Annotated in this window: 21 protein-coding genes and 4 pseudogenes; 9 read left to right on the top strand and 16 right to left on the bottom strand. The window is 69.1% G+C overall.

Going from position 1 to position 25,974, the window contains the following annotated elements:
* Nucleotides 1-5: 5 nt before the first annotated feature.
* Together ABZS71_RS12930 and ABZS71_RS12925 are read right to left on the bottom strand one after the other, a co-directional pair.
* Complete coding sequence (locus ABZS71_RS12930) at nucleotides 6-1,058, bottom strand: Gfo/Idh/MocA family oxidoreductase (RefSeq protein ID WP_356209455.1); 1,053 nt, start codon at nucleotides 1,056-1,058, stop codon at nucleotides 6-8.
* Between the two features lie 56 nt (nucleotides 1,059-1,114).
* Complete coding sequence (locus ABZS71_RS12925; protein ID WP_356209452.1) at nucleotides 1,115-2,371, bottom strand: extracellular solute-binding protein; 1,257 nt, start codon at nucleotides 2,369-2,371, stop codon at nucleotides 1,115-1,117.
* A gap of 305 nt (nucleotides 2,372-2,676) precedes the next feature.
* On the opposite strand from ABZS71_RS12925, the gene ABZS71_RS12920 reads away from it, so the two are divergent.
* The 7 genes from ABZS71_RS12920 to ABZS71_RS12890 all read left to right on the top strand — a co-directional run bounded on the left by ABZS71_RS12920 (nucleotide 2,677) and on the right by ABZS71_RS12890 (nucleotide 11,484).
* Nucleotides 2,677-3,636, top strand: coding sequence for a sugar ABC transporter permease (locus tag ABZS71_RS12920; protein ID WP_355852803.1), 960 nt, complete (start codon nucleotides 2,677-2,679; stop codon nucleotides 3,634-3,636).
* A complete protein-coding gene (locus tag ABZS71_RS12915) occupies nucleotides 3,633-4,451 on the top strand; it encodes a carbohydrate ABC transporter permease (protein ID WP_356209449.1) in 819 nt (272 codons plus the stop codon). Before ABZS71_RS12920 ends, ABZS71_RS12915 begins: the two co-directional genes overlap by 4 nt.
* Before the next feature lie 107 nt (nucleotides 4,452-4,558).
* Nucleotides 4,559-5,497: a hypothetical protein gene (locus ABZS71_RS12910; protein ID WP_356209447.1), complete on the top strand. Its 939-nt coding sequence runs from the start codon at nucleotides 4,559-4,561 to the stop codon at nucleotides 5,495-5,497.
* Nucleotides 5,494-6,870 carry an enolase C-terminal domain-like protein gene (locus ABZS71_RS12905; RefSeq protein ID WP_356209445.1) on the top strand — a complete coding sequence of 459 codons (1,377 nt, stop codon included), beginning with the start codon at nucleotides 5,494-5,496 and terminating at the stop codon, nucleotides 6,868-6,870. Before ABZS71_RS12910 ends, ABZS71_RS12905 begins: the two co-directional genes overlap by 4 nt.
* Nucleotides 6,870-8,873 (top strand): family 20 glycosylhydrolase, encoded by a 2,004-nt coding sequence (locus ABZS71_RS12900; protein ID WP_356209441.1) that lies wholly within the window; start codon nucleotides 6,870-6,872, stop codon nucleotides 8,871-8,873. The genes ABZS71_RS12905 and ABZS71_RS12900 overlap by 1 nt, the downstream gene beginning before the upstream one ends.
* Nucleotides 8,870-9,856 (top strand): ROK family protein, encoded by a 987-nt coding sequence (locus ABZS71_RS12895; protein WP_355852818.1) that lies wholly within the window; start codon nucleotides 8,870-8,872, stop codon nucleotides 9,854-9,856. Before ABZS71_RS12900 ends, ABZS71_RS12895 begins: the two co-directional genes overlap by 4 nt.
* A complete protein-coding gene (locus ABZS71_RS12890; protein ID WP_356209438.1) occupies nucleotides 9,835-11,484 on the top strand; it encodes a hypothetical protein in 1,650 nt (549 codons plus the stop codon). The genes ABZS71_RS12895 and ABZS71_RS12890 overlap by 22 nt, the downstream gene beginning before the upstream one ends.
* A 90-nt stretch (nucleotides 11,485-11,574) precedes the next feature.
* On the opposite strand, the gene ABZS71_RS12885 is transcribed toward ABZS71_RS12890, so the two are convergent.
* From ABZS71_RS12885 to ABZS71_RS12870, 4 genes are all read right to left on the bottom strand, one after another.
* Nucleotides 11,575-12,603, bottom strand: a complete 1,029-nt coding sequence (locus ABZS71_RS12885; RefSeq protein WP_356209552.1) for a dihydrodipicolinate synthase family protein — start codon at nucleotides 12,601-12,603, stop codon at nucleotides 11,575-11,577.
* Between the two features lie 61 nt (nucleotides 12,604-12,664).
* Entirely contained in the window at nucleotides 12,665-13,681 is a 1,017-nt protein-coding gene (locus ABZS71_RS12880; RefSeq protein WP_356209436.1) for an NAD-dependent epimerase/dehydratase family protein, read from the bottom strand.
* Between the two features lie 145 nt (nucleotides 13,682-13,826).
* The gene (locus ABZS71_RS12875; protein ID WP_356209434.1) at nucleotides 13,827-14,558 is read right to left on the bottom strand and encodes an amidohydrolase family protein; all 732 of its coding nucleotides are present in this window, start codon (nucleotides 14,556-14,558) and stop codon (nucleotides 13,827-13,829) included.
* Nucleotides 14,555-15,430, bottom strand: a complete 876-nt coding sequence (locus ABZS71_RS12870) for an amidohydrolase family protein (RefSeq protein ID WP_356209432.1) — start codon at nucleotides 15,428-15,430, stop codon at nucleotides 14,555-14,557. Before ABZS71_RS12870 ends, ABZS71_RS12875 begins: the two co-directional genes overlap by 4 nt.
* 213 nt (nucleotides 15,431-15,643) lie before the next feature.
* Here ABZS71_RS12870 and ABZS71_RS12865 point away from each other — a divergent pair.
* A pseudogene (locus tag ABZS71_RS12865) lies at nucleotides 15,644-16,722 on the top strand (integrase core domain-containing protein).
* A gap of 242 nt (nucleotides 16,723-16,964) precedes the next feature.
* Here the strand turns inward: ABZS71_RS12865 and ABZS71_RS12860 are convergent.
* The 5 genes and pseudogenes from ABZS71_RS12860 to ABZS71_RS12840 all read right to left on the bottom strand — a co-directional run bounded on the left by ABZS71_RS12860 (nucleotide 16,965) and on the right by ABZS71_RS12840 (nucleotide 22,693).
* Nucleotides 16,965-17,219, bottom strand: a complete 255-nt coding sequence (locus tag ABZS71_RS12860) for a hypothetical protein (protein ID WP_356209430.1) — start codon at nucleotides 17,217-17,219, stop codon at nucleotides 16,965-16,967.
* Nucleotides 17,220-17,489: 270 nt separating this feature from the next.
* A pseudogene (locus ABZS71_RS12855) lies at nucleotides 17,490-17,690 on the bottom strand (XdhC family protein); the annotation flags it as partial.
* A gap of 252 nt (nucleotides 17,691-17,942) precedes the next feature.
* A complete protein-coding gene (locus tag ABZS71_RS12850; protein WP_356209428.1) occupies nucleotides 17,943-18,419 on the bottom strand; it encodes a (2Fe-2S)-binding protein in 477 nt (158 codons plus the stop codon).
* 10 nt (nucleotides 18,420-18,429) lie between these two features.
* On the bottom strand, nucleotides 18,430-20,763 hold the full coding sequence (locus ABZS71_RS12845) for a molybdopterin cofactor-binding domain-containing protein (protein WP_356209425.1): 2,334 nt from the start codon (nucleotides 20,761-20,763) through the stop codon (nucleotides 18,430-18,432).
* Between the two features lie 736 nt (nucleotides 20,764-21,499).
* On the bottom strand, nucleotides 21,500-22,693 hold the full coding sequence (locus ABZS71_RS12840; RefSeq protein WP_356209423.1) for a helix-turn-helix domain-containing protein: 1,194 nt from the start codon (nucleotides 22,691-22,693) through the stop codon (nucleotides 21,500-21,502).
* Between the two features lie 177 nt (nucleotides 22,694-22,870).
* Here ABZS71_RS12840 and ABZS71_RS12835 point away from each other — a divergent pair.
* A pseudogene (locus tag ABZS71_RS12835) lies at nucleotides 22,871-22,990 on the top strand (NAD(P)-binding protein); the annotation flags it as partial.
* Between the two features lie 363 nt (nucleotides 22,991-23,353).
* On the opposite strand, the gene ABZS71_RS12830 reads toward ABZS71_RS12835, so the two are convergent.
* The 5 genes and pseudogenes from ABZS71_RS12830 to ABZS71_RS12810 form a co-directional block, all read right to left on the bottom strand.
* Nucleotides 23,354-23,725 carry an ABC transporter permease subunit gene (locus tag ABZS71_RS12830; protein ID WP_356209549.1) on the bottom strand — a complete coding sequence of 124 codons (372 nt, stop codon included), beginning with the start codon at nucleotides 23,723-23,725 and terminating at the stop codon, nucleotides 23,354-23,356.
* A gap of 124 nt (nucleotides 23,726-23,849) precedes the next feature.
* Complete coding sequence (locus ABZS71_RS12825) at nucleotides 23,850-24,041, bottom strand: hypothetical protein (protein ID WP_356209567.1); 192 nt, start codon at nucleotides 24,039-24,041, stop codon at nucleotides 23,850-23,852.
* Between the two features lie 68 nt (nucleotides 24,042-24,109).
* Nucleotides 24,110-24,454 (bottom strand): annotated as a pseudogene (locus ABZS71_RS12820) (hypothetical protein); the annotation flags it as partial.
* A gap of 382 nt (nucleotides 24,455-24,836) precedes the next feature.
* Nucleotides 24,837-25,616, bottom strand: a complete 780-nt coding sequence (locus ABZS71_RS12815; protein ID WP_356209421.1) for a BTAD domain-containing putative transcriptional regulator — start codon at nucleotides 25,614-25,616, stop codon at nucleotides 24,837-24,839.
* A 154-nt stretch (nucleotides 25,617-25,770) separates the two neighbouring features.
* The gene (locus tag ABZS71_RS12810) at nucleotides 25,771-25,968 is read right to left on the bottom strand and encodes a hypothetical protein (RefSeq protein ID WP_355851602.1); all 198 of its coding nucleotides are present in this window, start codon (nucleotides 25,966-25,968) and stop codon (nucleotides 25,771-25,773) included.
* Nucleotides 25,969-25,974: the final 6 nt, after the last annotated feature.

Here is a 25,974-nt window from a genome sequence, read left to right as displayed (position 1 = left end):
GGCATTCAGTCCGCCTCTGTCCGGTGCGCCACCGTCGACCCCGCCACCGGCGCGGGCGCACCGGTCTCGATGGAACGGTGGATGGCTTCCAGTACCGCCGTGACGTGCCGTGAGCTCTCCAGGCTCACGACCGGTTCGGTGTCGCCGGCGATGCAGTCGACGAGGTGCCACACGGCCTCGGCCACGGCTCCGGCGGGACGTCCGTGCACGGTGCGCTGCAGCAGGTTGCGGGGGTATTCGTGAGCCGTGGCGGTGGCGATCTCGATCTGCTCGACCTTGCGGTCGAGGTGGATGACTCCGTCGCTGCCGACGATCTCGACGAACGAGTCGGTCATCGTGGGAAAGGTGTCCGGGTAGATCCAGCAGGCCTCGAACGTCGCCACGCCGCCGCCGCGGAAGCGTGCCTGGGCCTGGATGGCGTCCGGGGTGTCGACACCGAGCCCGGTCAGCCGTCCGTTGACCGCGTTGGCGTAGACCTCTTCGACCTGGTCGTCGAAGAGCCAGCACACGAGGTCGATGTCATGGCTGGAGAGAAACCACGAGACCGTGGTGTCGGCGGCCCATGGAATCATCCGCGTGGGCACGTGGATGCGGTCGTTCTTGCGGGCGTAGCCGAGGACCGGAGTGCCGATGTCGCCGGCCGCGATCCGGTCCTTGGCCTGTGCGTAGGACGGCACCCACCGGTGGTTGAACACCGTCATCGCCTTGACGCCCGCCCGCCGGACCGCGGCCAGCGCCCGGTCGGCGTCCGCGGCGGAGGTGGTGAAGGGCTTCTCGACCAGCACGTGCCGTCCGGCCTCCGCGGCGGCCACGACGACATCGGCGTGCAGGTGGTCAGGGGTCGCGACGACCACCAGGTCGACGGCGTCGTCGGCGACCAGTTCCTGGTAGCCGGCGTGGACGCGGGCGCCGCCCGCGTGGGCCGCGAGCTCCTCGGCCGGCCCACGGCGGCGGCTGCTGACCGCGGTCACCACGGCCCCCGGGTGTCCGCGCAGCACGTCGGCGTGCGCACGACCCATGATGCCGGCGCCGACGATGCCCACTCGTACCTGATCCATCCCTGATCTCCTGTGTCGATGTACGTGCCGCGCGGCGGCCGGCCGGCACACGCGGGTCAGCTCTTGCTGGCGAGGATGTCGTTCCACTCCTTCTCGGTCTCGCCCAGCGTCTGCTTCGCGGACTTCGAGCCGGTGAGGAAGGCCCTGATGTGCTCTCTGAACCGCTCGTTGAGCTCGTCGTCCTTGCCGGTGCCGTAGAACCCGAGCTTCAGCTTGGGCAGTTCCTCGGCGATCACCTTGCGCGCCTGGTCCATGAGGTTGCCCTGCTTGAACGTGCTGAAGAAGGGGTCCTTCAACGACTCCTTGGTGGAGGGGTAGATCGGTACCAGCTTGCAGAAGGCCGTCTGGTTGGCCGCGTTGGTGAAGTACAGCGTGAAGTCGGCAGCCACTTTCCGGTGCTTGGACGCGGCCGGGACGACGAACGTCTGCTGGTCGGGCAGCACGTAGCGGCCGCTCCCACCGACAGCGGCCGGCCCGACCCTGAGCTTGCGGTAGACGTCCGGGCTGTTCTTTTGGATGTTCAGCAGGTTGAACGGCAGGGTGCTCGCGCTGAAGGCGACCTGCTCGTTGTCCAGCGTCTGCGGATACTGCCGGTCGTCTTTGACGGTGGTGCCGGGAGCGATGGCTCCGTTCTTGAAGCCGGCGCGCCACTTGTCGAGGACGGCGGCTGCCTCGGGAGTGTTGAACGCCGCCTTCTTGCGGTCCGCGGACAGGACGTCGATGCCTTCCATCTGCAGGATGGTTGCGTCCGGGATGCCGTTCATGCCGTACGTCTTCGCATCGGCCTTGTGGACCTTCGCACCCCAACTCAGCGCCTCGTCGAAGGTCTTGGGTGACTCGTCCGGGTTCAGTCCGGCCTTGCGCACCAGAGCGGGGTTGACGATGGAGATCGGCGCGCCGCCGTTGTACCAGGGGATCCCAATGAGTTTGCCGTCCCGCTGCAGCGGTGCCATCAGCGACGGGATGTACTGCTTGCGCTGCTCGGGCGTCACGTATTCGCCGAGGTCGGCCAGTGATGGCACGAACTGCTCGAGGTCGATGTTGGTGAGGTTCACGACGTCGGGCGTGTCACCGCTCGCGATCGCCGACAGCAGTTTCTGCTTGACGTTGGTGCCGGGGATGTCGACCCAGCGGATCGTGACGTCCGGGTGGTCCTTGTGGTAGCGGTCGATCAGCCCCTGGATGTAGTCGTTGTAATTCTTCTTCAGATTGATCGTCCAGAACTCGATCTTGGCTGGACCGGAGTCCTGGTCGTCGTCGGACGACTTCTGCGCCCCCGGGGCGCAGGCGGTGACAAGGCCGGCTACCGCCAAGGCAATGGCGGTTTGTCGGCGCAGCGAGCCCGTTCTCACAGCAGACCTCCAGGTGTGTGCAGACCGCCGGAGGCTGCATCAACCGACGGCTTCCAACGGGTGAGGTGACGGGCCGTAGGAACCCTTGACAGCCCGTACGCGCGGGGCTACTTTCCCCCCACTTTCCAATTTCGGCTGTCCCAAATCTTTGTTTCGGACACAGGCTATTCATCGCTGTCGCGCTGTCAAGAGGTTGCGGCGAACGGCGATCGAGAAGCGCGCAGGGCTGCCGGCCGCCCCGGTCCGGCCCCGACGAAGGGTGAGGCATGACGAGGACTCACACGTTGCAACACGCGCCGCTGGAGCGGCGCGGCGCCGGCCCGCCGGAACCGGCACCGCACAAGCGCCGGGTGCCGCGGCATCGGCGGACGACTCCCTACCTGTTCCTGACACCGGCGCTCGGGCTGCTCGGGGTCTTCTTCGCCTGGCCGGCCGTAACGGCGATCCAACTGTCCTTCTACGACTACCGCGTGGTGTCGCCCGCCACGTGGGTGGGGCTGGGCAACTTCGAACACCTCTGGCACGACCCCCGGTTCTGGACCGCGCTCGGCAACTCGTTCCTGTTCATGCTGGGGATGCTGCCGATCCTCGTGGTCGTGCCGATGCTGCTGGCCGTCCTGGTCAACCTGCCGCTGCGGGGCATCAAGGCATACCGGCTGCTGTACTACCTGCCCGTCGTCACCTCGATGGTGGCCGTGGCCATCGCCTGGAACTACGTGTTCCACCAGCGCGGCATACTGAACTGGGTGCTGACCTCGCTCGGCATCCTCGACCAGCCGGTGCAGTACCTGCTCGAACCCGGTTGGGCCCTGCCCGCGCTCGTCGTCGTCGAGAGCTGGAAGTCAATCGGCTACTACATGATGATCTATCTCGCCGGGCTGCAGTCGATCCCGCGTGAGCTGTACGAGGCGGCGCACGTGGACGGCGCGGGGCCGGTGCAGCGGCTCCGGTACGTGACGATCCCGCTGATCCGCCCGTACGTCGCGGTCGTGGTCGTACTCGCGTCCTTGGACTCCATGCAGGTCTTCACCTCGGTGTTCGTGATGACCCAGGGCGGGCCGCAGGACTCGACGATGACCCTCGGCTACTACATCTACGACGAGGCGTTCCGCCGGTTCGACGTGGGCTACGCCAACAGCATGGGCCTGGTGCTGTGGGCGATCCTCGTCGTCCTGTCGGTGATCAGCTACAAGGTCACACGCGGGAGGACGGTGACCGACACATGAAGACTCGCACGAAGATCTTCTTCTACGCGCTGCTCTCTCTCGTCTCACTCCTGTTCATCGGGCCGTTCCTGATCCTGGTGTCCTCGGCGCTGAAGTCACCGGACCAGCCGGTCTACTCCTTCCCACCGCAGATCCTCCCCCTCCCTCCCGTCCTGCACTGGTTCGCCGAGGCCTGGACCAAGATCCCCTTTCCCCGTTATCTGTTCAACTCGCTGCTCCTGGAGCTGCTGACGGTGCCGGCGTATCTGGCCGTATCCGCCCTGGCGGCGTACCCGCTCGCCCGGATGCGGTTCCGCGGCCGGCAGTTCATGTTCTTCCTGATCCTGTCCACCATGTTCCTGCCGGGCGAGGTGATGCTCGTCCCCCGATTCCTCGTCATCTCCCAACTCGGGATGGTCGACAGCTTCGCCGGAGTGGTCCTGCCCGGCCTGCTCAGCGCGTTCGGCGTCTTCCTGCTGCGCCAGGCCTTCGAGCAGGTGCCCCGTGAACTCTCCGACGCCGCCCGCATCGATGGCTGCAACGAGTTCCAGATCTTCTGGCGAGTGGTGCTGCCCCAGGTGCGTCCCACCCTGGCGACGCTGGCGATCTTCGGATTCCTCAACGTCTGGAACAACTTCATCTGGCCGCTGGTGGTGCTCAAGAGCGACGACAAGTACCCCATCTCCCTCGGCCTGGCGTACCTGCAGGGAATCTTCGGCGACGACGTGCGCAGCCTGGCCGCCGGCACCGTCATGGCGATCCTGCCGGTCATCGTCTTCTTCATCGCCATGCAGAAGCACTTCATCGACGGCATGAAGGGCGCAGTCAAGGGCTGACGGCCCCACCGGGCGCCTCGGCACGGCCGCCGACCGCGGGAGGCCGCCGCCGCCCTGGGCCGGCCCTGCCCGCGCTGCCGTACACCCCCGACCCGAAAGGACACACCATGCGCATCGGGCTGGTCGACCTCGACACCTCGCACCCGGAGGCATTTCTGCCGCTGATCCGGGCCGCAGGCCATGAAGTCGTCGGCGTTCACGACAGTGGCGACGTCCACCCCCATGGCTACGCACGGGGGTTCGCCGACCGCCACGGCATCGCACAGGTCTTCACTTCCCTGCCGCACATGGCCGCCGAGGTGGACGCCGCCTTCCTGCACGGCTGCGACTGGGACCGGCGCGTCGAACGGGCGGCTCCGTTCGCCGAGGCGGGGGTCGCCCTGTTCGTCGACAAACCCTTCGGTGGGCGAGCGGCCGACCTGCGGCAGATGTGCACGTGGGCCGAGGCAGGAGTGCGGATCGCCGGCGGCTCGTCGCTGCGCTGGTGTGCCGAGGCCGCCGCATGGCACGAGCGCCACCCCGCGGACCCGGCGGAATTCGCGCTGGTCGGCTGCTCGGGCGACCCGTTCGACTACGGCGTCCACGCCTACTCACTGCTGCACGGGCTGCTGGGGCCGGGCGTGTCGGCCGCACGGCATCTGGGGGGACACGTCCAGCACAGGGTGGAACTGGCCTGGCACGACGGGCGTACCGGCATGGTCAGTCTCGGCCCCACGGCCGCGCGGCACCCGTTCCACGCCACCGTCCTGACCGAGACGGACGTCGAGCACCTGATCTGCGAGCCCGGCCGGCTCTACGAAAGCCTCCTCACCGCCGTACTCCCCTTCCTCGCCGGGCAGGCCCCCGCACCGCTGCCGCTCACCGCACTGATGGAGCCGGAGCTGGCCGCGCTCGCCGCACGCGCCTCGCAACGCGAAGGCGGGCGCTGGGTGGCACTCGACGACCCCGCCGTGGACGGCGTCTCCTACGACGGCGCCGCGTTCGCGGCCAGATACCGGGACGCGCGGTACCCGGGGGCCGCGGGGCGATCCGGTGCGGCGCGGTGACCCCCACCGCACGCCCGAGCGACGTACGCGTCGAACATGCCGAAGTCCGGTACCGGGCCGTACCCTTCCGCACCCCCCTGGTGCTCAGCTCAGGACCCATCACCGGCCTGACCGAGGCGCAGGTCACCCTCGGCGTGCGCAATCGGAAGGGCGCCAGGGCGAGCGGGCACGGCACGGTGCTGCTCTCCCACCCCTGGGCGTACGGCGGCACACCGTGCCAGGGCGAGGACCGGGACGCGGTCATGCGCACCGTCGTCGAGCTGGCACGCGACGCCGTCCTCGCGGCGGACGGGTACCACGACCCGCTCCGCCTCGGCGTCGGACTTGCCCGCGCACTCGGCGACTTGCCCGGGCACGCCCGTACCGCCCGCCGGCTGCCGCACCCGATACCGCGGCTGGCCGGGCTGCTCTGCCTGGCGCCCGTGGACACCGCGCTGCACGACGCCTGGGCGCGCGCCGCCGGCGCCAGTGCCTACCGGCTCTACGACGCCGACCACCTGGGCGCGGACCTGGCCGACTACCTCGGCCCGGCCTTCGCCGGGCGCCACCCCGCCGACTGTCTCGCCGGGAAGCCGGCCACCAGGCTGCCCGTGCAGCACGTCGTCGGCGTGGACGAACCGCTGACGCCCGCCGAATCGGGCGGCCCGGACCGCCCTGCCACCGCCGACGGCCCGCCCCGGGACCTCGCTACCTGGGTACGCCGCGATGGAGTGCGGTGGCTGAAGCTCAAGGTGCACGGCACCGCCCCGGACCACGACGCCGCACGGGTGCGCGAGGTGTACCGGGTGGCCACCGAGGCGCTGGCCGCCCGCGGCGGCGGACCGGCGCGGCCGCGCCTGTCGCTGGACCCCAACGAGGCATACGGCGGTCCGGAAGAACTGCTCACCGTGCTCCGCCTGCTGGAGCGTGACGCCCCCGAAGTCCGCCGCGCCCTCGTCTACGCCGAGCAGCCCTTCCCACGCGATGCGTCCCATCACCCCGGAGCCCTGGCCACCCTCGGGGCCGAGCTGCCGATCGTCGCCGACGAGGGCGCCGACGACGCCACCCGCCTGGACGAGCTGGCCGCCGAGGGATGGAGCGGCGTGGCGGTCAAGACCGCCAAGGGCCAGACCCAGACCCTGCTGGCCGCTTGCTGGGCGCGCCGCCACGGCAGGTTCCTCACCCTGCAGGACCTCACCAGCGTCGGTGCCGCACTGGAGCACTCCGCCGCGTTCGCCGCGCACCTGTCGCGCAGCGTGCCGGCGCTGGAGTGCAACAGCCGGCAGTACGCCCCGGACGGCAACGCGGAACTGGCCGCCCACCGGCCCGCACTGCTGCGGGTGCGGGACGGCGAGTTGTACGTCCCCGACATCGGAAGGAACGGGATCCGCTGATGGACGCCCGGGATGTGTTCCCTCGCCCCAAGGCGGTGCACCCGCGGCCCGGCCGGTTCACCGCGCCTCCCGGCTCGGTGGTGCACTGTCCGCCGGACGCGGTCGAGGCCGGCCGCGCGGTGGCCGCGTTCACCGGACTGCGGCTGCGGCCGGATGGCGCACCCGGCCGGATCGTGGCCGGCGCCGACCGGGACGGGCGCGCCACTTCCCCGCCGGACCACACCGACGCGTACGTCGTCGAGACCCGCCCGGACCGCATCGAGCTGGTCGCCCACGATGCGCGCGGTCTGTTGTACGCGGCCGCCACGCTGGCCGCCGTCGGGCCCGGTTGCGGCCGCCTGGTGGACTTCCCCGACCTGGCGCTGCGCGGCGTGCACCTCGATCTGAAGGGCCCGATGCCGAGCCTCGACCTCCTGCGCGACGTCCTCGGCCGGCTCGGCCGGTGGAGGATCAATACGCTGCTCGTCGAGTACGAGGACAAGTTCCCCTACGGCGACACGCTGGGGATCAGTGCCCCGCACGCGCTGACGGAAGACCAACTGCGCGGCCTGCTCGACGACGCCGCGCGACTCGGCATCGACGTCGTCCCGCTCGTGCAGTGCCTGGGGCACCTTGAGTACGCGCTGTGCCGTCCGGCCCACGCCCACCTCGCCGAGGACGACCGGCGACAGCAACTGTGTCCGCTGCACCCCGGATCGCTCGGCCTGTTCACGACCATGCTCGACGAGGTGCTCGCCGCCCACCCGGACGCCTCACTCGTCCACATCGGCGGCGACGAACCGTGGTCGCTGGGAACCTGCGAACGCTGCCTCGCGTATGTCGCGGACCACGGACGCCCGCAGCTGTACAGCCAGTACGTCTCCCGGGCCGCGCGGCTGGTGGTCGAGCGGGGCCGGCGACCGGTGGTCTGGGACGACGTGCTGTACGCCGAGCGCGATCCCGCGATAATCGACGAGCTGCCCCCGGAGACGATCGTGATGGCCTGGGAGTACGCCGCCCACCGCGACCGCACCGGACATGTGCGGTGGGGCAACCCGCCGGCGATCGTGGCGAGCGCGGCACTGCGCCTCGACCCGGAGGCGCTGCCCGGGCTTCCCCCCGATGCGCGGCTGGTGGACCTGGAGTCGCTGCCTGCCGACGAGCAAAGGCTGTTGCGAGCGGTGAAGTACGACGCCGACGACCTCGGCGGGCATGCGCTGCCGTGGGCCCGCGCGATCACGGCCCGCGGTCGCCGCCTGATCGGGGCCTCGGGCGTGCGCGGCTGCGACGGCGAAAACGTCTGCTTTCCCCTGTGGGGGCGCCGCATCGCCAACGCCGCGGTATGGGCCCGGCAGGCACGGGCATTGGGCGCCGCCGGCGTCGTGAGCACGGCATGGGCTGCTTACAGCACGGTCTCGCCGCCCACCGAGCCGCTGGCGTCCGCTTGGCCGTCCCTGGCCGCCTCCGGGGAGCTGTACTGGAACGCCGATGCCACCAGGGACGACATCGACCGGCTGCTCGGACCGCCGGCAGCCGGGCTACGCCAGGCGGAAGCCGGCGTAACCCGCCGCGAACCGCACTACCTGCGCTCCGCCGAGGCGCTGTTCATCGAGCACGGCGAGGAGGTGCTCGCGCTGTGCGCCCGCCACGCACTGCTGGAACTCGAGACCGAGACAGCCTGCCGCACCGCCGCGTGGCACGCCGACGCACATGCCGACGGACGTACCCAGGCCGATCCGGCACTGGACGCCGCACATCGCCGCTCGGAGCGGGAGGTCGGGCGGTTGCTGGACGCATGGGCCCGATGGCGAGAGGCCTTCACCGCGGCCCTGTCCGACCAGTACGCCGGGAAGGGCGCCGAGGCAGTCGCCGCCGCCAAGACCGCGGACCCCTTGCGTCGACTGCGGGCACTGGCAGCGGATCCGACGGCAGATCCGACCGAGGATTGGGCGGCGGATCCGGCGGAGGAGGCGGCCCCGGATCCGCCTGCAGGTGCTGCTCACACAGAAGGCGACGCGCGGTGAATCCGGCCCCCGCGTACGTGATCGGCGTGGACGTCGGAGGTACCTCGGTCAAGGCCGTGGTCGCCGACCGGAACTTGCGCACACTGGCACGCTGGACCTTCCGGACCGGTGCCGACGGCGGACCGGAGGCGGCCACACGGCGCATCCTCGGAGCGGTCGACGAGGTCCTCGCGTACGCCTCCCGCATGTCCGGCCGGATCGCCTCGATGGGCATCGGAATCCCCGGCCAGGTCGACGAGGACGCCGGCATCGGTCTCTTCTCCGAGAACATCGGCTGGCACGACTGGCCCGTCGGCGAGCTTGCCGCCGCGCGCACCGGACTGCCCACCCGCGTCGGACACGACGTGCGGCTCGCCGCGCTCGCCGAGTCCCGCGCGGGGGCGGGCCGCGGGCTGCGCGATCTTGTCGTCGTCACGGTCGGCACCGGTGTCGGCGCGGCGATCGTTCTCGACGGCCGGGTCCGCCCCGGTCGGCGTGGCAGTGCCGGCGAGATCGGGCACCTGATCGCAGACCCCGCCGGTCCGCGCTGCGTGTGCGGCAAGTCCGGATGCGTGGAGGCGATCGGCTCCGCCGCGGCGCTGGAGCGCCGCTACCGGGCGGAAAGCCAGGTGCCCCAACGGGTCACGGCACAGGAGGTCGCCCAACGAGCCCACGCCGGAGAGGCCGTCGCCGCCCGGCTGTGGTGCGAAGCCGTGCACGCCCTGGCCCACGGCATCGCCGCGGCCTCCGCCGTCATCGATCCCGACGCGCTGATCGTCGGAGGTGGCCTCGCCGCTGCGGGACCCGCGCTGTTCAGCCCGCTGCACGCCGCCCTGGGCACACGGCTCGCCGGCATCCATCAAGTGCCCCTGCTGCCCGCCGGCCTCGGTCCGTGGGCGGGTGCGATCGGCGCCGCCGCGCTCGCCTGGGACGGGCTCGGCACCGCCCGCGACCCTTCCACCTCACCCCAGAAGGAGGACCCTTGCACATCCCAAGGCTCCTGACGACCACGCGTGCCCTCATCGCGCTCCTTGCCCTGGTCGCGACGGCCCTCACCACCATGCCGGCGGCGGCCGGGCCGCCGTCCGCGCCCCACTCCGACGGGATGCTCGCGTCGTACGGCGGCGAGATCCGGGAGGCGGACCCGCGGGCGGACGGCTACCGACACGTCGACACCCCCGCGACCCTGCGCAAGCTCGACCACCTGCACAACGACACCTTCATCTACCTGATCTGGGACGCCCCCAGTGACTGGGACGATCTGCGTGCCGAGTTCCTCCCCGCGGCGCAGCGGCACGGGCTCGATGTGTGGGTCTATCTGGTCCCGCCGACCGAGTGCTCACCGTCGCGGTGCTCCTATCCCTTCACCACCGACTACCTCAGGTGGGCGAAGGAGATCGCGACGCTCTCGACGCGCTATCCGGCGTTGAAGGGCTATGCGATCGACGACTTCAACCACAACCTCGGCCTGTTCACCCCGGACTACGTCCAGCGGATGCGGCAGACCTCCAAGTCGGTCAACCCGTCGCTGCGATTCATGCCGCAGGTCTACAACGGCACGATCACCCAGCAGTTCGCGGACGCGTACGCCCCCGTGACCGACGGGCTGATCATGGCCTACCGGGACGACCCGTACCGCAACACCCAGCGCACGGACTCACTGCGCGCACAGCTCGACGCCGCGTCGGCCAAACTCGTGCCGTACGGCAAGCAGCTGTACCTGATGAACTACACCAGCGCACTGTCGGGGACCCCGATGCCACCGACACCGCAGTACGTGCGCGAGACGACCCAAGTGGGAGCCGAGTACACCGCGGCGGGCAAGCTGGGCGGCACCATGACCTACATCCTGCCGCTGGACCCGGCCGACGACTGGCGCAACGACAACCACGCCCGCACCGGCGACGGCCGGCTCAGCCTCTTCGTCCCGGCCGGCGTTCCCACCCAACCCGGCGGCTACGCCGAGGCCGCCCAGACAGTGACGGTGGATCCGGACGGGCCGCACCGCATCCGCTTCCAGCAGGACGACACGTACTACAACGGCGGTGTGTCGGCGGGCTACCACCTCAAGCAGCTCCTCGTCGACGGGCAGGTCGCCTGGCAGCAGGACGCCGCACTGGACGAGGCGGGACGCTACAAGACCGTCGAGGTCGATCTCGCTCCGTACCTGGCGGGCAAGACCAGTGCGACGATCGCCTTCCGGCTGTACGAGGCCAAGGGCGTGACGAACTTCTGGGTGGACACGCTGATCGACGACGTCGAGACCACGGGCCTCGGCGTCGCGAACGGTGGATTCGAGACGCGGGCCGGCTGGAACCTGTCCGCCAACTCCCGTGCGCTCCTGCCGGACTTCGACATACACGACCCGGAGCGGGCGACGAAGGCGTACCACGAGGTGCAGCAGGTGTACGGGGTGTACCAGCTGCTGTTCGGGGCGAGGTCGGCACCGGTGTCGGATGACGCCCGCAGGTCGCTCACCGCCATGGCCGACCTCGTGGTCAGGGACTACCGCGCGGGCAGCCCGGAGCCCGCGGCCCGTCGGGCCGCGGCACTGGGCCGTGCGGCAAAGGCTCAGGGTCTGGCCGACCTCGCCCAACTGGCCGGGGAGGTTTCGCAGCAGCTGGCGTCCTGACCCGAGTGGCCCGCACCCGGCCGCCGCGCGCGGAGACGCAGCATGCGGCGGCCGGGTCTGTGGGAGCCGTCAGGTTCCCGTGGCCGGGCGTCAGCGAAGCCAGCCGTCGATGCGGTCGGCGACGAACTCGTCATCGGTCAGCCACGGGTAGGCCCGACGGACCCGCCCGATCTCCTCGGCCTGACCGGGCGAGAGGCCCTCGGCCGGATCCCGGCACCAGCGGCCCGCCAGCAGCCCCTGCCCGCGCAGCACCTCATGGATACCGGGTATGCAACCGCTGAAGCCGTTCGCCACGTCGAAGACGGCACCGTTGGCGTCGGTGAGCTGCGGCCCCAGCCGCAGCACCCGCGACGCTGCCGCCTGGTCCCCGCGCGCGGCCGCGTGCGCCTGCTCCAGCATGTGCACCGCGCTGTGCGTCCAGACGGCCCACTGCCCGAGCAGCCCGCCGACGATCCACTTCTCCACGATCTCCTCGCCGGCACGGAAGCGGAACGGAGTCACCAGGTCGGCAAGGATGTTGTCGTCGTTCCCCGTGTAGAGGGCGACCTCGTCCCTGCGCTCGCTCGCACAGACAGCACGTACCACGTCCGCCGTCGCGTAGCGGTCGAACGGCGCGATCTTGATCGCCACGACGCCCGGGGTGTCGGCGAGGGCTCTCCAGAACGCCGCCGACAGCGCCCGCCCGCCGACCGCCGGCTGGAGGTAGAAGCCGATGACCGGCAGCACCGCCGCCACGCGCCGCGCACGGTCGAGCAGTTCCTCCTCGCTCCTGTGCTTCAGACCGCCCGGACTGAGCAGCACCGCCGAGTAGCCGTACGACGCTGCCAGTTCCGCCTCCGCGACCGCCTGAGCGGTCTCCCCGCAGGCGCCGGCCACCAGCAGCACCGTACGGTCGGCGTGTTCGCGGGCCGTCTCGGCGGCAAGCTCCAGCACCGGCCGCAGCAGTCCCACGTCGGGCCGACGGATCTCGAACTGCGTGGTGTGCACCCCGACGGCGATGCCGCCGGCACCGGCGTCGAGGTAGTAGCGGGTGAGTGCGCGCTGGCGGCGCTCGTCGAGTCGGCGGTGCTCGTCCAGAGCAAGCGGGTGAGCGGGGATGACGCAGCCCTTGTGCAGCATCGCGGACAACTCCGCGGGGAGCTCGGCGGGCGGTTCCACGGATGGTGGGGGGATGGTCACGTCAGAAACTCCCGTCGCGTCGCTCGAACTTCGTCGGCTTGTCCCAGACCGGGGCTCCGCTCAGCAGCCACTCCGCGGTCCAGCCGATGAGCCGGCCCAGCGCAACAGTGGGGTAACCGAACAGCCGGTGCGCCTCGGTGGCGTCCGTCAGCAGCGCGGTCCCCGACTCCTCGCCGACGATCAGCGGCTCGACACCGAGCCGGGCCCCGAACGCCTCGGCGATGCGGCGCACCGACACCGTCTCCGGCCCGGTGACGTTGAGCGGCACCGCCGGAATCGCCGCCAGGTGCAGCGCCCGCAGGGCCACCTCGTTCGCCCAGCCCTGCCAGCAGACGTTGACGCAGCCCATCGACACGTCGATGGGCTCGCCGTCGCGGACGCGCCTGGCGATGTCGAGCAGCACGCCGTACCGCAGGTCGATGGCGTAGTTCAGGCGCAGCAGCACGACCCGGGTGCCAAAGGTGACCGAGGCGTGCTCCAGTAGCCGCTCCCGGCCAAGACAGGACATCGCGTACTCGCCGATCGGTCCGGTGCGTGTGGCCTCCGTGGCGCCGCCGGAGTGCACGGGTAGGAGCGGGTAGACGTTCCCGGTGGAGAAGGCGGCGATCCGCGCGCCGCGGTACCGCTCGGCGATGCGCCCGGGCAGATAGCTGTTGGCGTGCCAGGTGCGGTGCTCGTTGCCGGTCGTGCCGAACTTGGCTCCGGCCATGTAGACGACGTTCGCGGCCTCCGGCAGCCGGTCGAGGTCCCGCTCGTCGCCGAGGTCGGCCCGGATCACCTTCACACCGTCCGCGCTCAGCCGCTCGGCCGTGTCGCCGGAGCCGAAACGGGAGACGGCGATCACTTTGGTGGCGAGACCGCCCTCGACGATGGCACGCCGGGCCAGACGGACGAGGCTCGGTCCCATCTTGCCCCCGGCACCGAGGACGACGAGGTCGCCGTCGAGGCCGGACAATGACTCGATGAGAGCTTGAGAGGGCCTGGTCAGCGCCTCGTCGAGCTCGGCTTCGGTACGCACACAACCTCCCGGTCGGGCTTTCGGCCCGTCGTCGGCGTTTTCTGTTGGTTTACGCAGGAAGGGCCCGCCGGTCCGCGGCCGCCCCGCACCGTGCCGACGGACGGATGCCATGGCGCCTGGCGGGGCCGGACATGGGGAGTCGGAGTCATGGAGTCGGGAGCGCGAAGAGCTCTGCCGCGTTACGCCACATCACGCGTTCCATGACGTCCTTGGGCAACCTGGCCGCCGCCACAGCGCCCAGCGCCACCGCCGGGTCGATGAGCGTCGAATCCGTGCCGAACAGCAGCCGGTGCGGGTTGACGTGCTCGGCGACCTGCCCGATCCGGCCGGCGGGGGCGTGCGAGCAGGAGGGTTCCAGGTACAACCGTGGACACACACGCGTCGCCTCGACCGCCCAGTGCGAGCCGAGCCCGCCCATGTGCCCGGCGATGGCGCGAAGCCGCGGCAGTTCGGCACAGACCTGCGCCAGCTCCAGCACCGCCCGGTCCCAGGTGTGCACGAGAACCGGCAGGTCCAACTCGTCGAGAAGCGTGAGCGCGTCCCGCATCTGGGGTGAGCCGACGGGGCTGTCGGTGTAGTCGGTGTGGATCTTCGCGCCGACAAAACGCCCGGTGGGCAGCAGTTCGGCGATGTCGTGCTCGGCTGCCGCGAGATCGCGGGGGTTGATGGCGAGATAGCCGAGGAGCCGGTCGGTGCGGGTGAGGACGTCGGCGAGACGGCGGTTGCCCGTCCGCGGGTCGTAGACGACCGCCTCGGTCGCGGAGACGATCTGCAGGTCGATGCCGTAACGGTCCATCACTTGCACGTTGTCCACTACGTCGGAGACGTCCATGGCGAAGAACCAGGGGCCCCAGTGGGCGTGTACGTCGATGATCACGCCTTCCCCTCCGGTCCACCGTCGGCTATTTCGGCCCCCGCGGTCCGGGGGCCCGCGTCCCCGTCGGCACGTACGCACGCCGGCGCGAGCAGCCGGCGTGCGTTGCCGCCCGCGACCATGGCCCGCGCTTCGTCGTTCAGGCCGGACCGGGCCAGCCGCAGCAGAGGTACCACCGGCTCGTACAGCGGTGTTCGCGAGCCGAACAGGAGGCGCTCCGGCCCCACTTCGGCAGCTACGGTCTCCAAGGCGTCCGGCGAATTCAGCAATCTGGTCGAGGTATGGAAGCCGGGCTCGTCCCGGGCCACCAGGATGAAGTCGGCCAAGGCGTAGAAGTGCGTGTCGAGGAACACCACCTGCGCGTCGAGGCCGGCAAGCGGTCTCCACACTCGCCGTATGTCACCTCCCGCCAGTACGACCAGGCCGTGGGCGACCGCGCGCTTGGCGATGTGCCGGAAGGCAGGGAAGTCCGGGTCGGCGTGCTGCTCGTCCGGGAACAGTCTGACGGCCCGTACGCCTGACCGCGCGAGCTGCTCGATCACCCGGTCGGCGCACAGGGCATCGCGGAAGTCGACGACGCCGGCGGGCAAGAGGTCCGGGTGCCGGGCCGCGGTTGACAGCAGGTCGGCGTTGCCCGCCGCGGTGTCCCACAGCGCGCCACGCAGCGAGCTGACGACCGCGCGGGCGATGCCGTGGGCGCGCAGTGTCTCGCGGATGCCCTCCGGATCGCCGGCCGGGTCGCCGGCCGGGCCGGGCCGGTCGGGGTACCGCCCGAGGAGTGTGTCGATGTCGAGGTCGATGCACAGATCGATACCGAGTGCGTCGCGTGGATGTGGTGCTTCGCCGCTTGCGTCAGTGATGTGCGGTCCGGTCACCCCGGCCTCCCCGAAGCCTATTTAGGACGTCCGAAAATATATCTTAGAGAGCGCCGATAATGAAGATGCATGGGATCCCCAATCCCTCGAGGACCCTTCGGCGTTCCTGTCGGCGTGTCCCGCTCGAAAACACGATTCGGCGCTGTGGCCTGCATGTTGCTGATCCTGGCGACTCGGCCTCGACAGGTCTGACAGGTCTGGGACGATCTGTGGATGTCGCTGTCGGTCGTCTGCGCGCTGGTTCGGAATCTGATCGAGATGCCCGCTGCCGTGTTGCGCGGTCGCATGGCCAAGGATGCGGAGGTGTTGGCGCTGCGGCATGTGAACGCGGTGCTGCGCCGTCAGATCGCCCGGGTCCGGTACGAGCCGGCCGATCGGCTCTGGCTCGCCGTCCTCTCCCGGTTGGTCCCGCGCGGGCGCTGGTGCCAGGTCTTCGCGGTCACCCCCACAACTCCGCTGGTCTGGCACCGGCAACATCGCCCGGAAGTGGACGTTCCCACCGCGCCGTCGCCCTGGTAGACCTCCACCGCGCCTATCGTCAAGCAACTCATCCTGCGCTTGGCCCGGGAGAACCGCACGTGGGGCCACAGGCGGATACAGGGCGAACTCGCTCGGCTCGGCTACCCGATGGCCTCCCACCGTGTGGGGAATCCTGCAGGCCGCCGGCCTCGACCCCGCACCGCAGCGCTCCGGCCCGACCCGGGCAAGTTCCTCACCGCCCGGGCCCAGGGCATCATCGCCGCCGACTTCGTGCACCTCGACACCGTGTCACTCAGGCGCCTGTACGCCCTGGTCTTCATCGAGCACGGCACCAGGCGCGTCCACCTCGCCGGTGTCACCGCCCACCCCACGGCCCAGTGGACCGCCCAGCAGGCGAGGAATCTCGCCATTACCATGGGGTGCCGCATGGACTCGCTGCGCTTCCTCATCCGGGACCGGGATACCAAGTACACCCGTTCCTTCGACGCCGTCTTCGCAGCCGACGAGGTGGAAGTCCTGCTCAGCCCGCCCCGGGCACCGAAAGCGAATGCGATCTGCGAAAGAGCCGTGGGCCCCTACGCCGCGAGATTCTCGACCGGATCCTGATCTACAACGAGGCCCAGGCCCACGCCGTGCTCGCCGAGTACGTCCGGCACTACAACCAACACCGCCCACCTCAGTCCCGTCAACAACTACCCCCGCAAAGCGCCGAACCGCCCACCCCAGCCACCGTCACCGACCTTCAAGCCAACCGACTCCGACGACATCCCATCCTGGGTGGTTTGAGCAACGAGCACCACCACGCCGCCTGACCGAGCTGCATCGCCACCACCCACGACACGGAATCGTGTTTTCGAGCGGCACAGGTAGGGAGTCGCGGACCTCGACGCGCCGACGGTGGCCGCGCTGGACGCCCAGGAAGACACCTGGCGTACGAGCGGCACCCATGCGCTGATCCGGGTACGGCGGTGAGTGCCGCGTTCCCCTCAACCCGGGAGGGGCTGAGGGGAACGCCCTGGCTCAGTGACGGTGGTCGCCGAAGCCGCTCCAGGTGTTAGCCGGGAGTGTTGAAACAGCTGACGCTGATGACGACCGCGTTGTTACCGAAGGGGGAGTTCTCCCCGACGTCCCCGGCCTTGGTGTCACCTGAGGTGAAGGAGATGTCGCCGGTGTTGACGCTGCACGTCTGGACAGTGCTGGGAGTCGCAACTTCCTCTTCGCCACCGTGGGCGGCCGCGGTGCCGGCCCCGAGGAGCACCAGGGTGCCGGCGGTTGCGGCGAGAAAGGCCGCCTTCTTCTTGATCTGCATAATTCCTCCGAATGAGTGGCAGTCGGAAAATCAACTGGCAATTAGATCTAACAAGAAAAACCGCGAAGAAGTCGTATAGGAACGCTGAAATTGGTCCGCTCGGCCCAATGGCGGTCGCTCGATCCCCTCCAATGGCGCAGTCGCGTGAGGCGGTGCGGGATGCCGAAGACGGTCACCGGGGCGGACGCTCGCGGTCCGCCTTGTCGAACTTCGGCGGGCGGCCACCACGGCAGCTGAGCTGGATGTTTTCTCTGGATCACGGGGCGGTCACTCCCCGAGCAGCTCCAGCCGTTGCAGGTGGGTTCGACGCGAGCCCATCGCGCCGATGTAGGCGATCGGTAGCCGCAAAGCCCGCTGCAAAAGCGGGACGTCGAACTTGGCGTCGTGGGTGAGCACGCAGATCACGCTGCGTCCGTCCAACGCCTGCGACTCCAGGTAGCGGTGCGGCCAGTCGACGACCACCGCATCCGCTCTCATCGAGGTCGGCGTCGTCGATCTCGTGGCCGCCGGCGGCGTTCACTGACTGCTGCGACGGCGGCCGTGATCCGTCCGGCCTGGCCGCCGCACCGTGCGACGCCGCACGCCAGGCCTGCTCGGGCGCAGGGCCTTGCCGACTGTGAGGGAGGCCCTTGATGGTCCGCCAGTACATATGCACGTCTGCCCGCGAAGCTGGCGCAGGTGCGCGTCTTGCCCTGTGCGGCGCGCACTCGGGGCAGGGGCGGGTCACATGTTCGCAGCGCCCGCCTTGATCGCCTCCCGGATGCGGTTGTATGTACCGCAGCGGCAGATGTTCCGGATCTCGTCGAGATCGGAGTCGCCGATCTCATGACCGGCAGCCCGTGCTTGCTTGACCTTGGCCACCGCCGCCATGATCTGCCCGGGCTGGCAGTAGCCGCACTGCGCCACGTCGTACTCCAGCCAGGCCTCCTGCATGGGGTGCAGGTCTGCGCCGACCGGGGCGGGCAGGCCTTCGATGGTGGTGATCTCGTCGTCCGGCCCCACGTCCTCGACCTTCACAGAGCAAGGGTTGAAGGCCTTGCCGTTGAAGTGGGACGTGCAGGCCTTGCAGACGTTGATGCCACAGCCGTACTTCGGTCCGGTGACGCCCAGTACGTCACGCAGGACCCACAGCAACCGAACGTTGTTATCGACGTCGACGGTGACGCGCTTGCCGTTGAGGATGAAGGTGTGCGTGCTCATGGTGCGCTCCTCAGTAGGTGTGGCTCAGGCCGTCGGACGGCGACTCGGGAACGGGTGGGATGAAGGACTTGACCTCGAAGGACAGCGTGTCGTGGTTGATCGGGAACCGTGTGGGCATCGTGCCGGTCGCACGGGCGTAGGCGCACGCGACCGCGGCCACGGATGCGGCCACCCCGGCTTCGCCCGCACCACCGGGTTGCTCGGAGTCAGAAGGCATCACGATGCACTCGAAGTCAAAGGGGACGTTCCACTGCCGGGTGTAGAAGTAGTTGTCCCAGCTGGCTTCGAGGAAGCGCCCGTCGCGCAGGTGGAGGCTGCTGGTGAGGGCGAGTGCGATCCCGTCCGCGACACCACCCAGCATCTGGGCCTCGAGGCCCTTGGGGTTGATCACCAGTCCGGCGTCCACGGCGATCACCGCCTTGGTCACCCGGGGCCCGGTCACCGCGTTGTTGATCTTGCGGTTCACGGTCTCGGGTCGACAGTCGATCTCGACGAGCACCGCGGTCGCTCCCTTGTATTCGCTGTGGATCGCGATGCCCTGCGCCGTCCCGGCGGGCATCGACCTGCCCCACTTCCCCACGTCAGCGACCTTCTGGAGCACCGCCTTGACCCGGTCGTTCTTGAGGACGGCAAGCCGGAATGCCAGCGGATCCTTGCCCATCTTCCGGGCGAGCTGGTCGACCACCAGTTCATTGGCACACGCCACATCCGGCGAGTAGATGTTGCGCATGCTTCCGGTGTTGAAGCGCGTGTCGGTCTCGTTGAGCAGCTGGGTGACGGCGCCGAAGTTGTAGGGAAGTTCCTGGGTCAGCGTGAAGATGCTCTCGGAGAACCCCAGTCCGCCGAGCCCGGTGGGCAGCCTGTCGGCCATCGCCGTGACCATCTCGCCGAGTCCGTGGCTGAAGTCGGTGACTACACTGGTATGCCGCTGTTCGAAGGTCAGCACCTCCCCGGCCAGGTACGTAGCCCGGATCCGCGACCTCGCCATGGGGTGCACCCGCCCTTGCCGAGGCTCGTCGGCACGATGCCACATCAGCTTGACCGGCTTGCCCATCACCTTGGAGATCTTGGCGGCCTCGATGGCGGCGTCACCGAAGAGCTTGTGTCCGAACGACCCTCCGCCGGTCACAACGTTGACGGTGACCGCGTTCTGCGGCAGCCCGACGGCCTTGGCGATGTCACCTTGCGCGACGATCGGCGACTTCAGTCCCGCCCACACCGTCGCACGGTCCGACCGGACGTCGGCGATCGCACAGTTCGGCTCGAGCGCGGCGCTGCTGCGGAACATGAAGGTGAAGTCCGCCTCTACCTTGCCCGCCAGCAGCGGGACTTTCGGGACCGCCAGCGGCAGCTCGGCCTTGCTCAGCCGGGCCAGGATCGTCTTGTCGGACTCGCCCTCCACCGGGCCCGGTTCCCACTCCACGTCGAGCGCACGCACCGCGTCGATGCACTGCCCGAACGTCTCCGCACGTACGGCGACTCCTGTGTCGACCTTCGCCACATCCGTTACGCCCGGCATGGCAAGCACCGTGGCGCTGTTGCGCACCGACTTCGGCGATCCGTTCAGTGTGGGCGGACGGCAGACCATGGTCGGCAGCGCCTCTGGCACCTGAAGGTCCATCGTGAACTGCTTCCGCCCGGTGACCGCACGTCGGGCGTCCTCCCGCCCGTAGGGCTTGCCGATCACCGAGAAGCTCGAAGCGGGCTTCAGCTCGACCTCCACCGCCTTGACGGTGCGGCTGGCCGCTTTGGTGGCCAGCGAGCCATAAGTCAGTGACGACCCGTCAGGCGCGACGATCACTCCTTCCTTGGACTTCAGCAGCGCCACTGCCGACCCGAGCTCGATCGCCGCGGCTTCCAGCAGCGCTTTCCTGGCGATCGCCGCGGCGACACGTACAGGGGTAAAGGTTGAGACCGTGGTGTTTGATCCGCCGGTAAGCTGGTTGAACACCAACTCGGGGCGGGCCGGCGCCAACGTCACGTGCACCTTGTCGACCGGCAGGTCGAGCTCCTCAGCGATGATCATCGCTGTCGAGGTGGTGATTCCCTGGCCAACTTCCATCCGCGGAAGCTCGAACGATGCGGTGCCGTCCTCGTTGAGTACGATCTTGATCAGCGCGGATGTGGGGCGCGCGGCGTCGGTCTGCAGATCCTCAAGGTCGTACAGCTCCGGGGTCTGGGGCGCCGAGGGCACCACGGCGTAGGCAGGTGTGCCCAGCCGGAGGTCGGCGGCCACGGCAAGCGTGGCTCCGCCCAGCACATAGCCAATGAACGCGCGGCGGCCGAGCTGCGCGCGCTCCCCGCGTCCAGTGGTGCGGCCACCCCTGGCAGGGACGTCGGTCATTGCGCATTCCTTTCCTTAGCCCAGTCGTCCGCTCTCGAGATCGGCAGACAGGTGATTCCCGGGACAAGCGCGGCAGGGAGCACTGGGCACAACCAGTTGTCGGGCTCCCCATCGGCGAGCGGACCAGAGCCTAGAACCGCATACATTCCCGGTCTTTGGGCCGAGCACCAGCGAAGAGGGCAGCAGATTGTGCGCGATCACAAACGGAATCCGGCATTCGAATGAGGAGACACGGACAGGCATGCTGACGCCCGTGCCCCCTCGGCCGGTACCGTGCCGGAACACCAGCTCCTCCACGTCCTGGACCGAGGCCGGCTGATCTGCGAGTGCCGCGTCGGCCAGTTCCCCGCCCACCAGAAGATTGCGCCGCGCCGGCCTTCGGTGTGATCGCCGGAGCGCGTCCGCTTGGCCTGCGCTCCGGGAGGACCTCAGCGTCGTACTGGGTGGACGACACCGCGCTCGCCAGGGCTTCCCTGTCTGTGCAGCATCGCGGTGCCATGATCGCCTGCGCCGGCTCCCTCGGCCTGGAGCTGTTACCCAATGCCATCACAGGCGACCGCCAGTGCCTCCGCACGCTGCGGCTGCCTACCCAGCGCGTCGTCCGTGCGCCGACCGGCCGGGCCGCGCCGCTCGCTGCTCCGCATTCAGCCGGGAGCCCGCACAAAGCACCTCGCTCGGGGCGGGACTGGCGTGTCGGGGTGGGCTGCGCGTACCGGTGTCCATGCCGGTCGAGGCCTCATCCCGGGATGGTGCCCAGACGCGCGGCCTGCAGGGCAACGTACAGCTCCGCGGAGGAGTCCGCATCGCTGGTTCGCCGGCCGGTCAGTTCGGTGATCCTGTTGAGCCGGTACAGGACGGTGTTGCGGTGGCAGTGCAGGTGCTCGGCGGCCCGTGTGGTCGAGCCGCCGGCGGTGAACCAGATGTCCAAGGTGTCCAGCAGGACGGCTCGTTCCGCCGTCGGCAGGGTGAGCAGCGGCCCGAAGACCGTATGGGCCACCTCGGAAGCGGCGTCGGGTGAGGTCGCCGCGAGCAGGGCTATCGGTGAGCTGCCGTAGATGTGTGTGCCGGGGGCCCCTGGGGGCAGGCACTTGGCCGCCAGTTGGGCCTCCCGCCGAGCGTTCGGCGCGTCTATGGGTGAAGTGAAGGACCGGCTGATGCCGACGCGGGAGAGCGCGATGCCGTCGAGCCGTTCCTCCACCGCCACGGCCATGTGCTCGTTCGGGAGGGCGAGGAGGCCGAGCAGGCTGCCTGCCCCGTGGATCCACTCGGAATTGATGTCGACCGCCCGCAGCTGTCCCTCGACCGCCGGCAGGGGATCGGCGCCGTCGTTGATCTCGGCGCATACCACCAGGAAGGGTCCTTTGCGGTCCAGCCGCAGGACCCGCATGACCTCCCAGGCGCTGGAGCTGTTCCCCGCGGTGCCGTCGAGCAGCGTTGTGAGCATGACGCTGCGTGCGGAGGCATCGCGGCGTGCCTGTTCCTCCACCGCGGTGCGGTAGGCATCGGCAGCGGCGCTGGAGCACTCGTCGATGATCACCCAGACGTCCGAGGCTCTGTGCAGCAGCCAGGTGGCGCTGTCCTGGTCGAGGGCCATGGCCAGCAGCCGGTCCCAGATGAACCGCCCGCCGAGGCGGAAGGCATGCAGCAGGGCGGCCAGGGGGATGCCTCGTTCGGCCTTGAGGCGGCCTGCCGCCCGCGGGGCGTCCATGTTGGTGGGCACACCCCCGTTTTTCAAGGCCATGAGCAGTGTGCACAGGTTGTCGTGCACAGCGGTCCGCAGCTGCTCATGGCTCAGCAGCGTGCTCTCGGCGTACGAGTGCTCGCCGTTGAGGATCTCTGCGGTCAGTTCGTCGGTCAGCGAGTCCACCGGGCCCAGGAGCCGGTCGAGCAGATCGGTCATGCGCGTCTCAGCGCTGGGCGGCATGGTCATGCGCAGATGGTAGACCCCGCAATTGTGCACGGGCACGAAGAGTGCGGTGTTATTGTCGGCCACTGCCCATGGCCCCGGTCGCGTCGGCGGCGCAAACATCCGGGTCTGCGTATTTCACCGCGGATTGGGCCTGGAGCGTTCGCTCAGTCCGTGTCCTCGTCGGTCACCGGAGACTGGATGACTGCATACGCCTATGTCATCGTCGGTGCCGGGTCCGCGGGCTGTGTGCCGGCGGCGCGGCTGTCCGAAGATCCCGGCGTCCAAGTGGCGCTGATCGAGGCGGGCGGTCCCGACACCGCCCAGGAAGCGAGGCGAGGACGAGTGGCACGGGGTGGGTGGGCCGCTGACGGTCAGCGACGGCCGGTCCGACCACCCGCTCGCCACGGCGTTCGTCGAGGCTGCCGAGCAGGCCGGACACAAGCGCAACGAGGACTGCAACGGCCAGACGCGGTTCGGGGTCCGGCGGTATCAGCTGACTGAGCGCGGTGGCATGCGCTGCAGCACGGCCGTCGCCTGTCTAACCCTGTGGGACTGTGTTGCCTAATGGTTCGTCAGGTGGCCAGGGTGAGGCCCAGGCGTGTCAGGTGGCTTGTCGTCCGTGGTCAGCACCCACTCCTCCGGTGCCTGCAAGGGAGCACGGGTGCTCGTCGGCGGGGTCAATTACTTCAGTCCTCCTGCGGTGAGTCCGTCCGCGATGCGGCGCTGGAAGAACAGCACCGCGAGCACCAGCGGCAGCGTCACCACGACGCCGGCCGCCATCTGTGTCCCGAACGGCTGGTCGTACTTGTACTGTCCGGTGAAGAGGGAAACGATCACGTTGGCGTTCATCATCTGCTTGTCGTTCACCACGCTGACGGCGATGAGGAATTCGTTCCAGGCACAGATGAAAACGAGGATCGCCGTGGTGAAGATGCCGGGCGCGGCGAGCGGGACGACGACCTTGCGGAAGGCCTGTGCGGGCGTGCACCCGTCGACCTGGCGGCCTTCTCCAGCTCCGTCGGCATCTGCCGGAAGAACGCGGTGAGATTCCAGACGGCCAGCGGCACCCGACGGGGCCGCCCCTCACCACCGAGTGGGCGTCGCTCATCCCATACACCTTTCCGCTGCTCGACGAGCGCTCCGGCTACCCCGCCGACGTCCGCCACGGGGTCGCAACTCAGCCGTGCCAGGTGACGTTGCAGACGTAGATGCGGTGGTGGCGTGCTACTGCGAGGAAGTTGATGAAGCCGCGTCCGCCGAGAATGTCGAATTCTCGGAGTCCGCCTTCCCTGTCGAAGGGGCGACCTACCTTTGCCGCGTCGACCCCAAGCGCGGCGAGTTCGGTTGCCAGCCGCTCGACCTCTGCCACGACGCCCGGCCCAAGTCCGCCGGCGACGTGCTCCTCGCTCGGGTTGTATTCCCACGTCCAGTCGGTCGCAGCCCGGCCTCGGCCTCCGCCGCCTTGCGGATCTGCTGAATTTCGTCGATGGCAGCCGTTGGGTCCTGTTCGGCCATATCCACAATCTGTTCGAGTTCACGGAGGCGGGCGGCACGTGCCGGATGTCGCTCGATGGCGATGAACACAGCCCATGAGTGGACGAAAGCGCGCAGGGGGGCGAGGCTCTGTGTCTCCTGTGCGTTTGTCGTTGCTTCGAACAGGTGCTGAGTGAGCGCGGGGATCCTGCTGGGAGCGATACGAGCAACAGCCGCACGCAGGGCATCCGGCGTGAGGTCGGGCATGGGGATCAGTGGTCCATACGGGCCGTCTGGCTGCGCACTCACGATGACCTCCGGTGCGGGGGATTGCTCGACGTACGATACCGTGCGGGCGTCGAGTGGCGTGGACGTACGGACAGGCGGGTGCGTGCAGGGCGCCATCGGCACGGGAACTCGCGATCTCAGACGCATTGGACGATGCCTTGGCCTTCCCCGGGACGCTTGTGCTCACAGAGCCTTGTACGGCCGCCGCACTTGACCGAGCAAGCAGTGCAAGCCATCGCAAGAGCTGACAGGCGTACTGACACGACCCATCATGCTTCCTGACGAAAGCTGCAGCGATGACTTTCCGAGCCCCATAAGGGCCGGCTCCGGCACGTTGGGACCCCGGAAGGGGGGCGCGGCCCAGCGCGGGCTACCGCCACGCGCTCGTCTTCGTCCGCGCCTTCTACCGGGACATCGCTCGCTGGGCGGCAGACGATCCGACGCGCTGGGGTCTCCGGGGTGCCCCCTCGGAGTGAGGTGGCACGAGGTTTGTCAGCGTCTGGGAGGGCTCCAGGCCCAGCTCGTCGAGCAGGACGCGGCGGCATTGTTCGTATTGCCGCAGTGCCGCGCCTCTGTTGCCGGCGGCGAGATGCGCGTTCATAAGTACGCGATGAGCGCTTTCCCGCAAGGGTTCCGCGCGTACGGCGGCGAGCCCGGCAGCGACGGCCTCGCCGTGGCGGCCCGCCGCTGTCAGCCGTTCGGTCATCGCCTCCAAGGCATACAGCCGGAGTTCATGGTATTGCTCCTGCTCGATCAGCACCCACTCGTTCTCCGACCACTCGGGTAACAGGTCGGCCGAGAGGTCCGCCCGCGTCTGCGCGGTGAGGATGTCGTCGCACGGGCGTGACATGTCGAGCAGCCGGTGCGCGCGCGTCGCCGCCGCGTGTATGTCCACGTTGATTTGCTTGGCGATCGCCAGTTCCTGCGTGGACGCGTCGATGACCTGATGTCCCGTTCGCGTCGAGCGCCACAAAGACGACCTGAGGTTGGCGTTGGCGCGGGACGCCGTGACGTCCGGCCACAGCATTCCGGCCACGTAGGTTCGGGTTCGTGGCATGTCCTGCAGGGCGAGGAACGCGAGGAGGCGTTGGGCGCTGGAAGAAATCGGAACGCGTTTGTGATCGACCGATAGCGCGAAGCTTTTGAGCAGTCTCAACGTTATGACGTGGCCTTCTGCGCTCATCGGCCCCCCGGGACGATATTGGCTTCAGCGACCCATCCCATGCTGGCAATCGGGATGCTCAGAAGCCATGTTATGAGCAAATCATGATCGTGTGTTCGGCCTTTGGGGTAAAGGACGTTATATGGCCAGGCATCACCGGAACGTCGCGGGAACGTCACCTGTCCGGCTCGAGTAACTGGTCGAGCCAGGCGTGCACGGCGGTGAGCACGTCGTCGACCGCGCTCACCGCGGTTGGGGGCGCCTGGTGCCGGCCGCCCGTCCGCAAGATGCGTGCACGGAACCCGTCCGGCCTGCCGTCTTCCACCCACACCCGGAGGATCAGGACGCCGGTCCGCTCTGAGGGGATTTCCATGAAAGG

This window comes from Streptomyces sp. NPDC005393 (assembly GCF_040606675.1).
Lineage (GTDB): Bacteria > Actinomycetota > Actinomycetes > Streptomycetales > Streptomycetaceae > Streptomyces.
The sequence above is the reverse complement of the archived record's forward strand: the minus strand, read 5'-3'. Positions and strand labels throughout refer to the sequence as shown.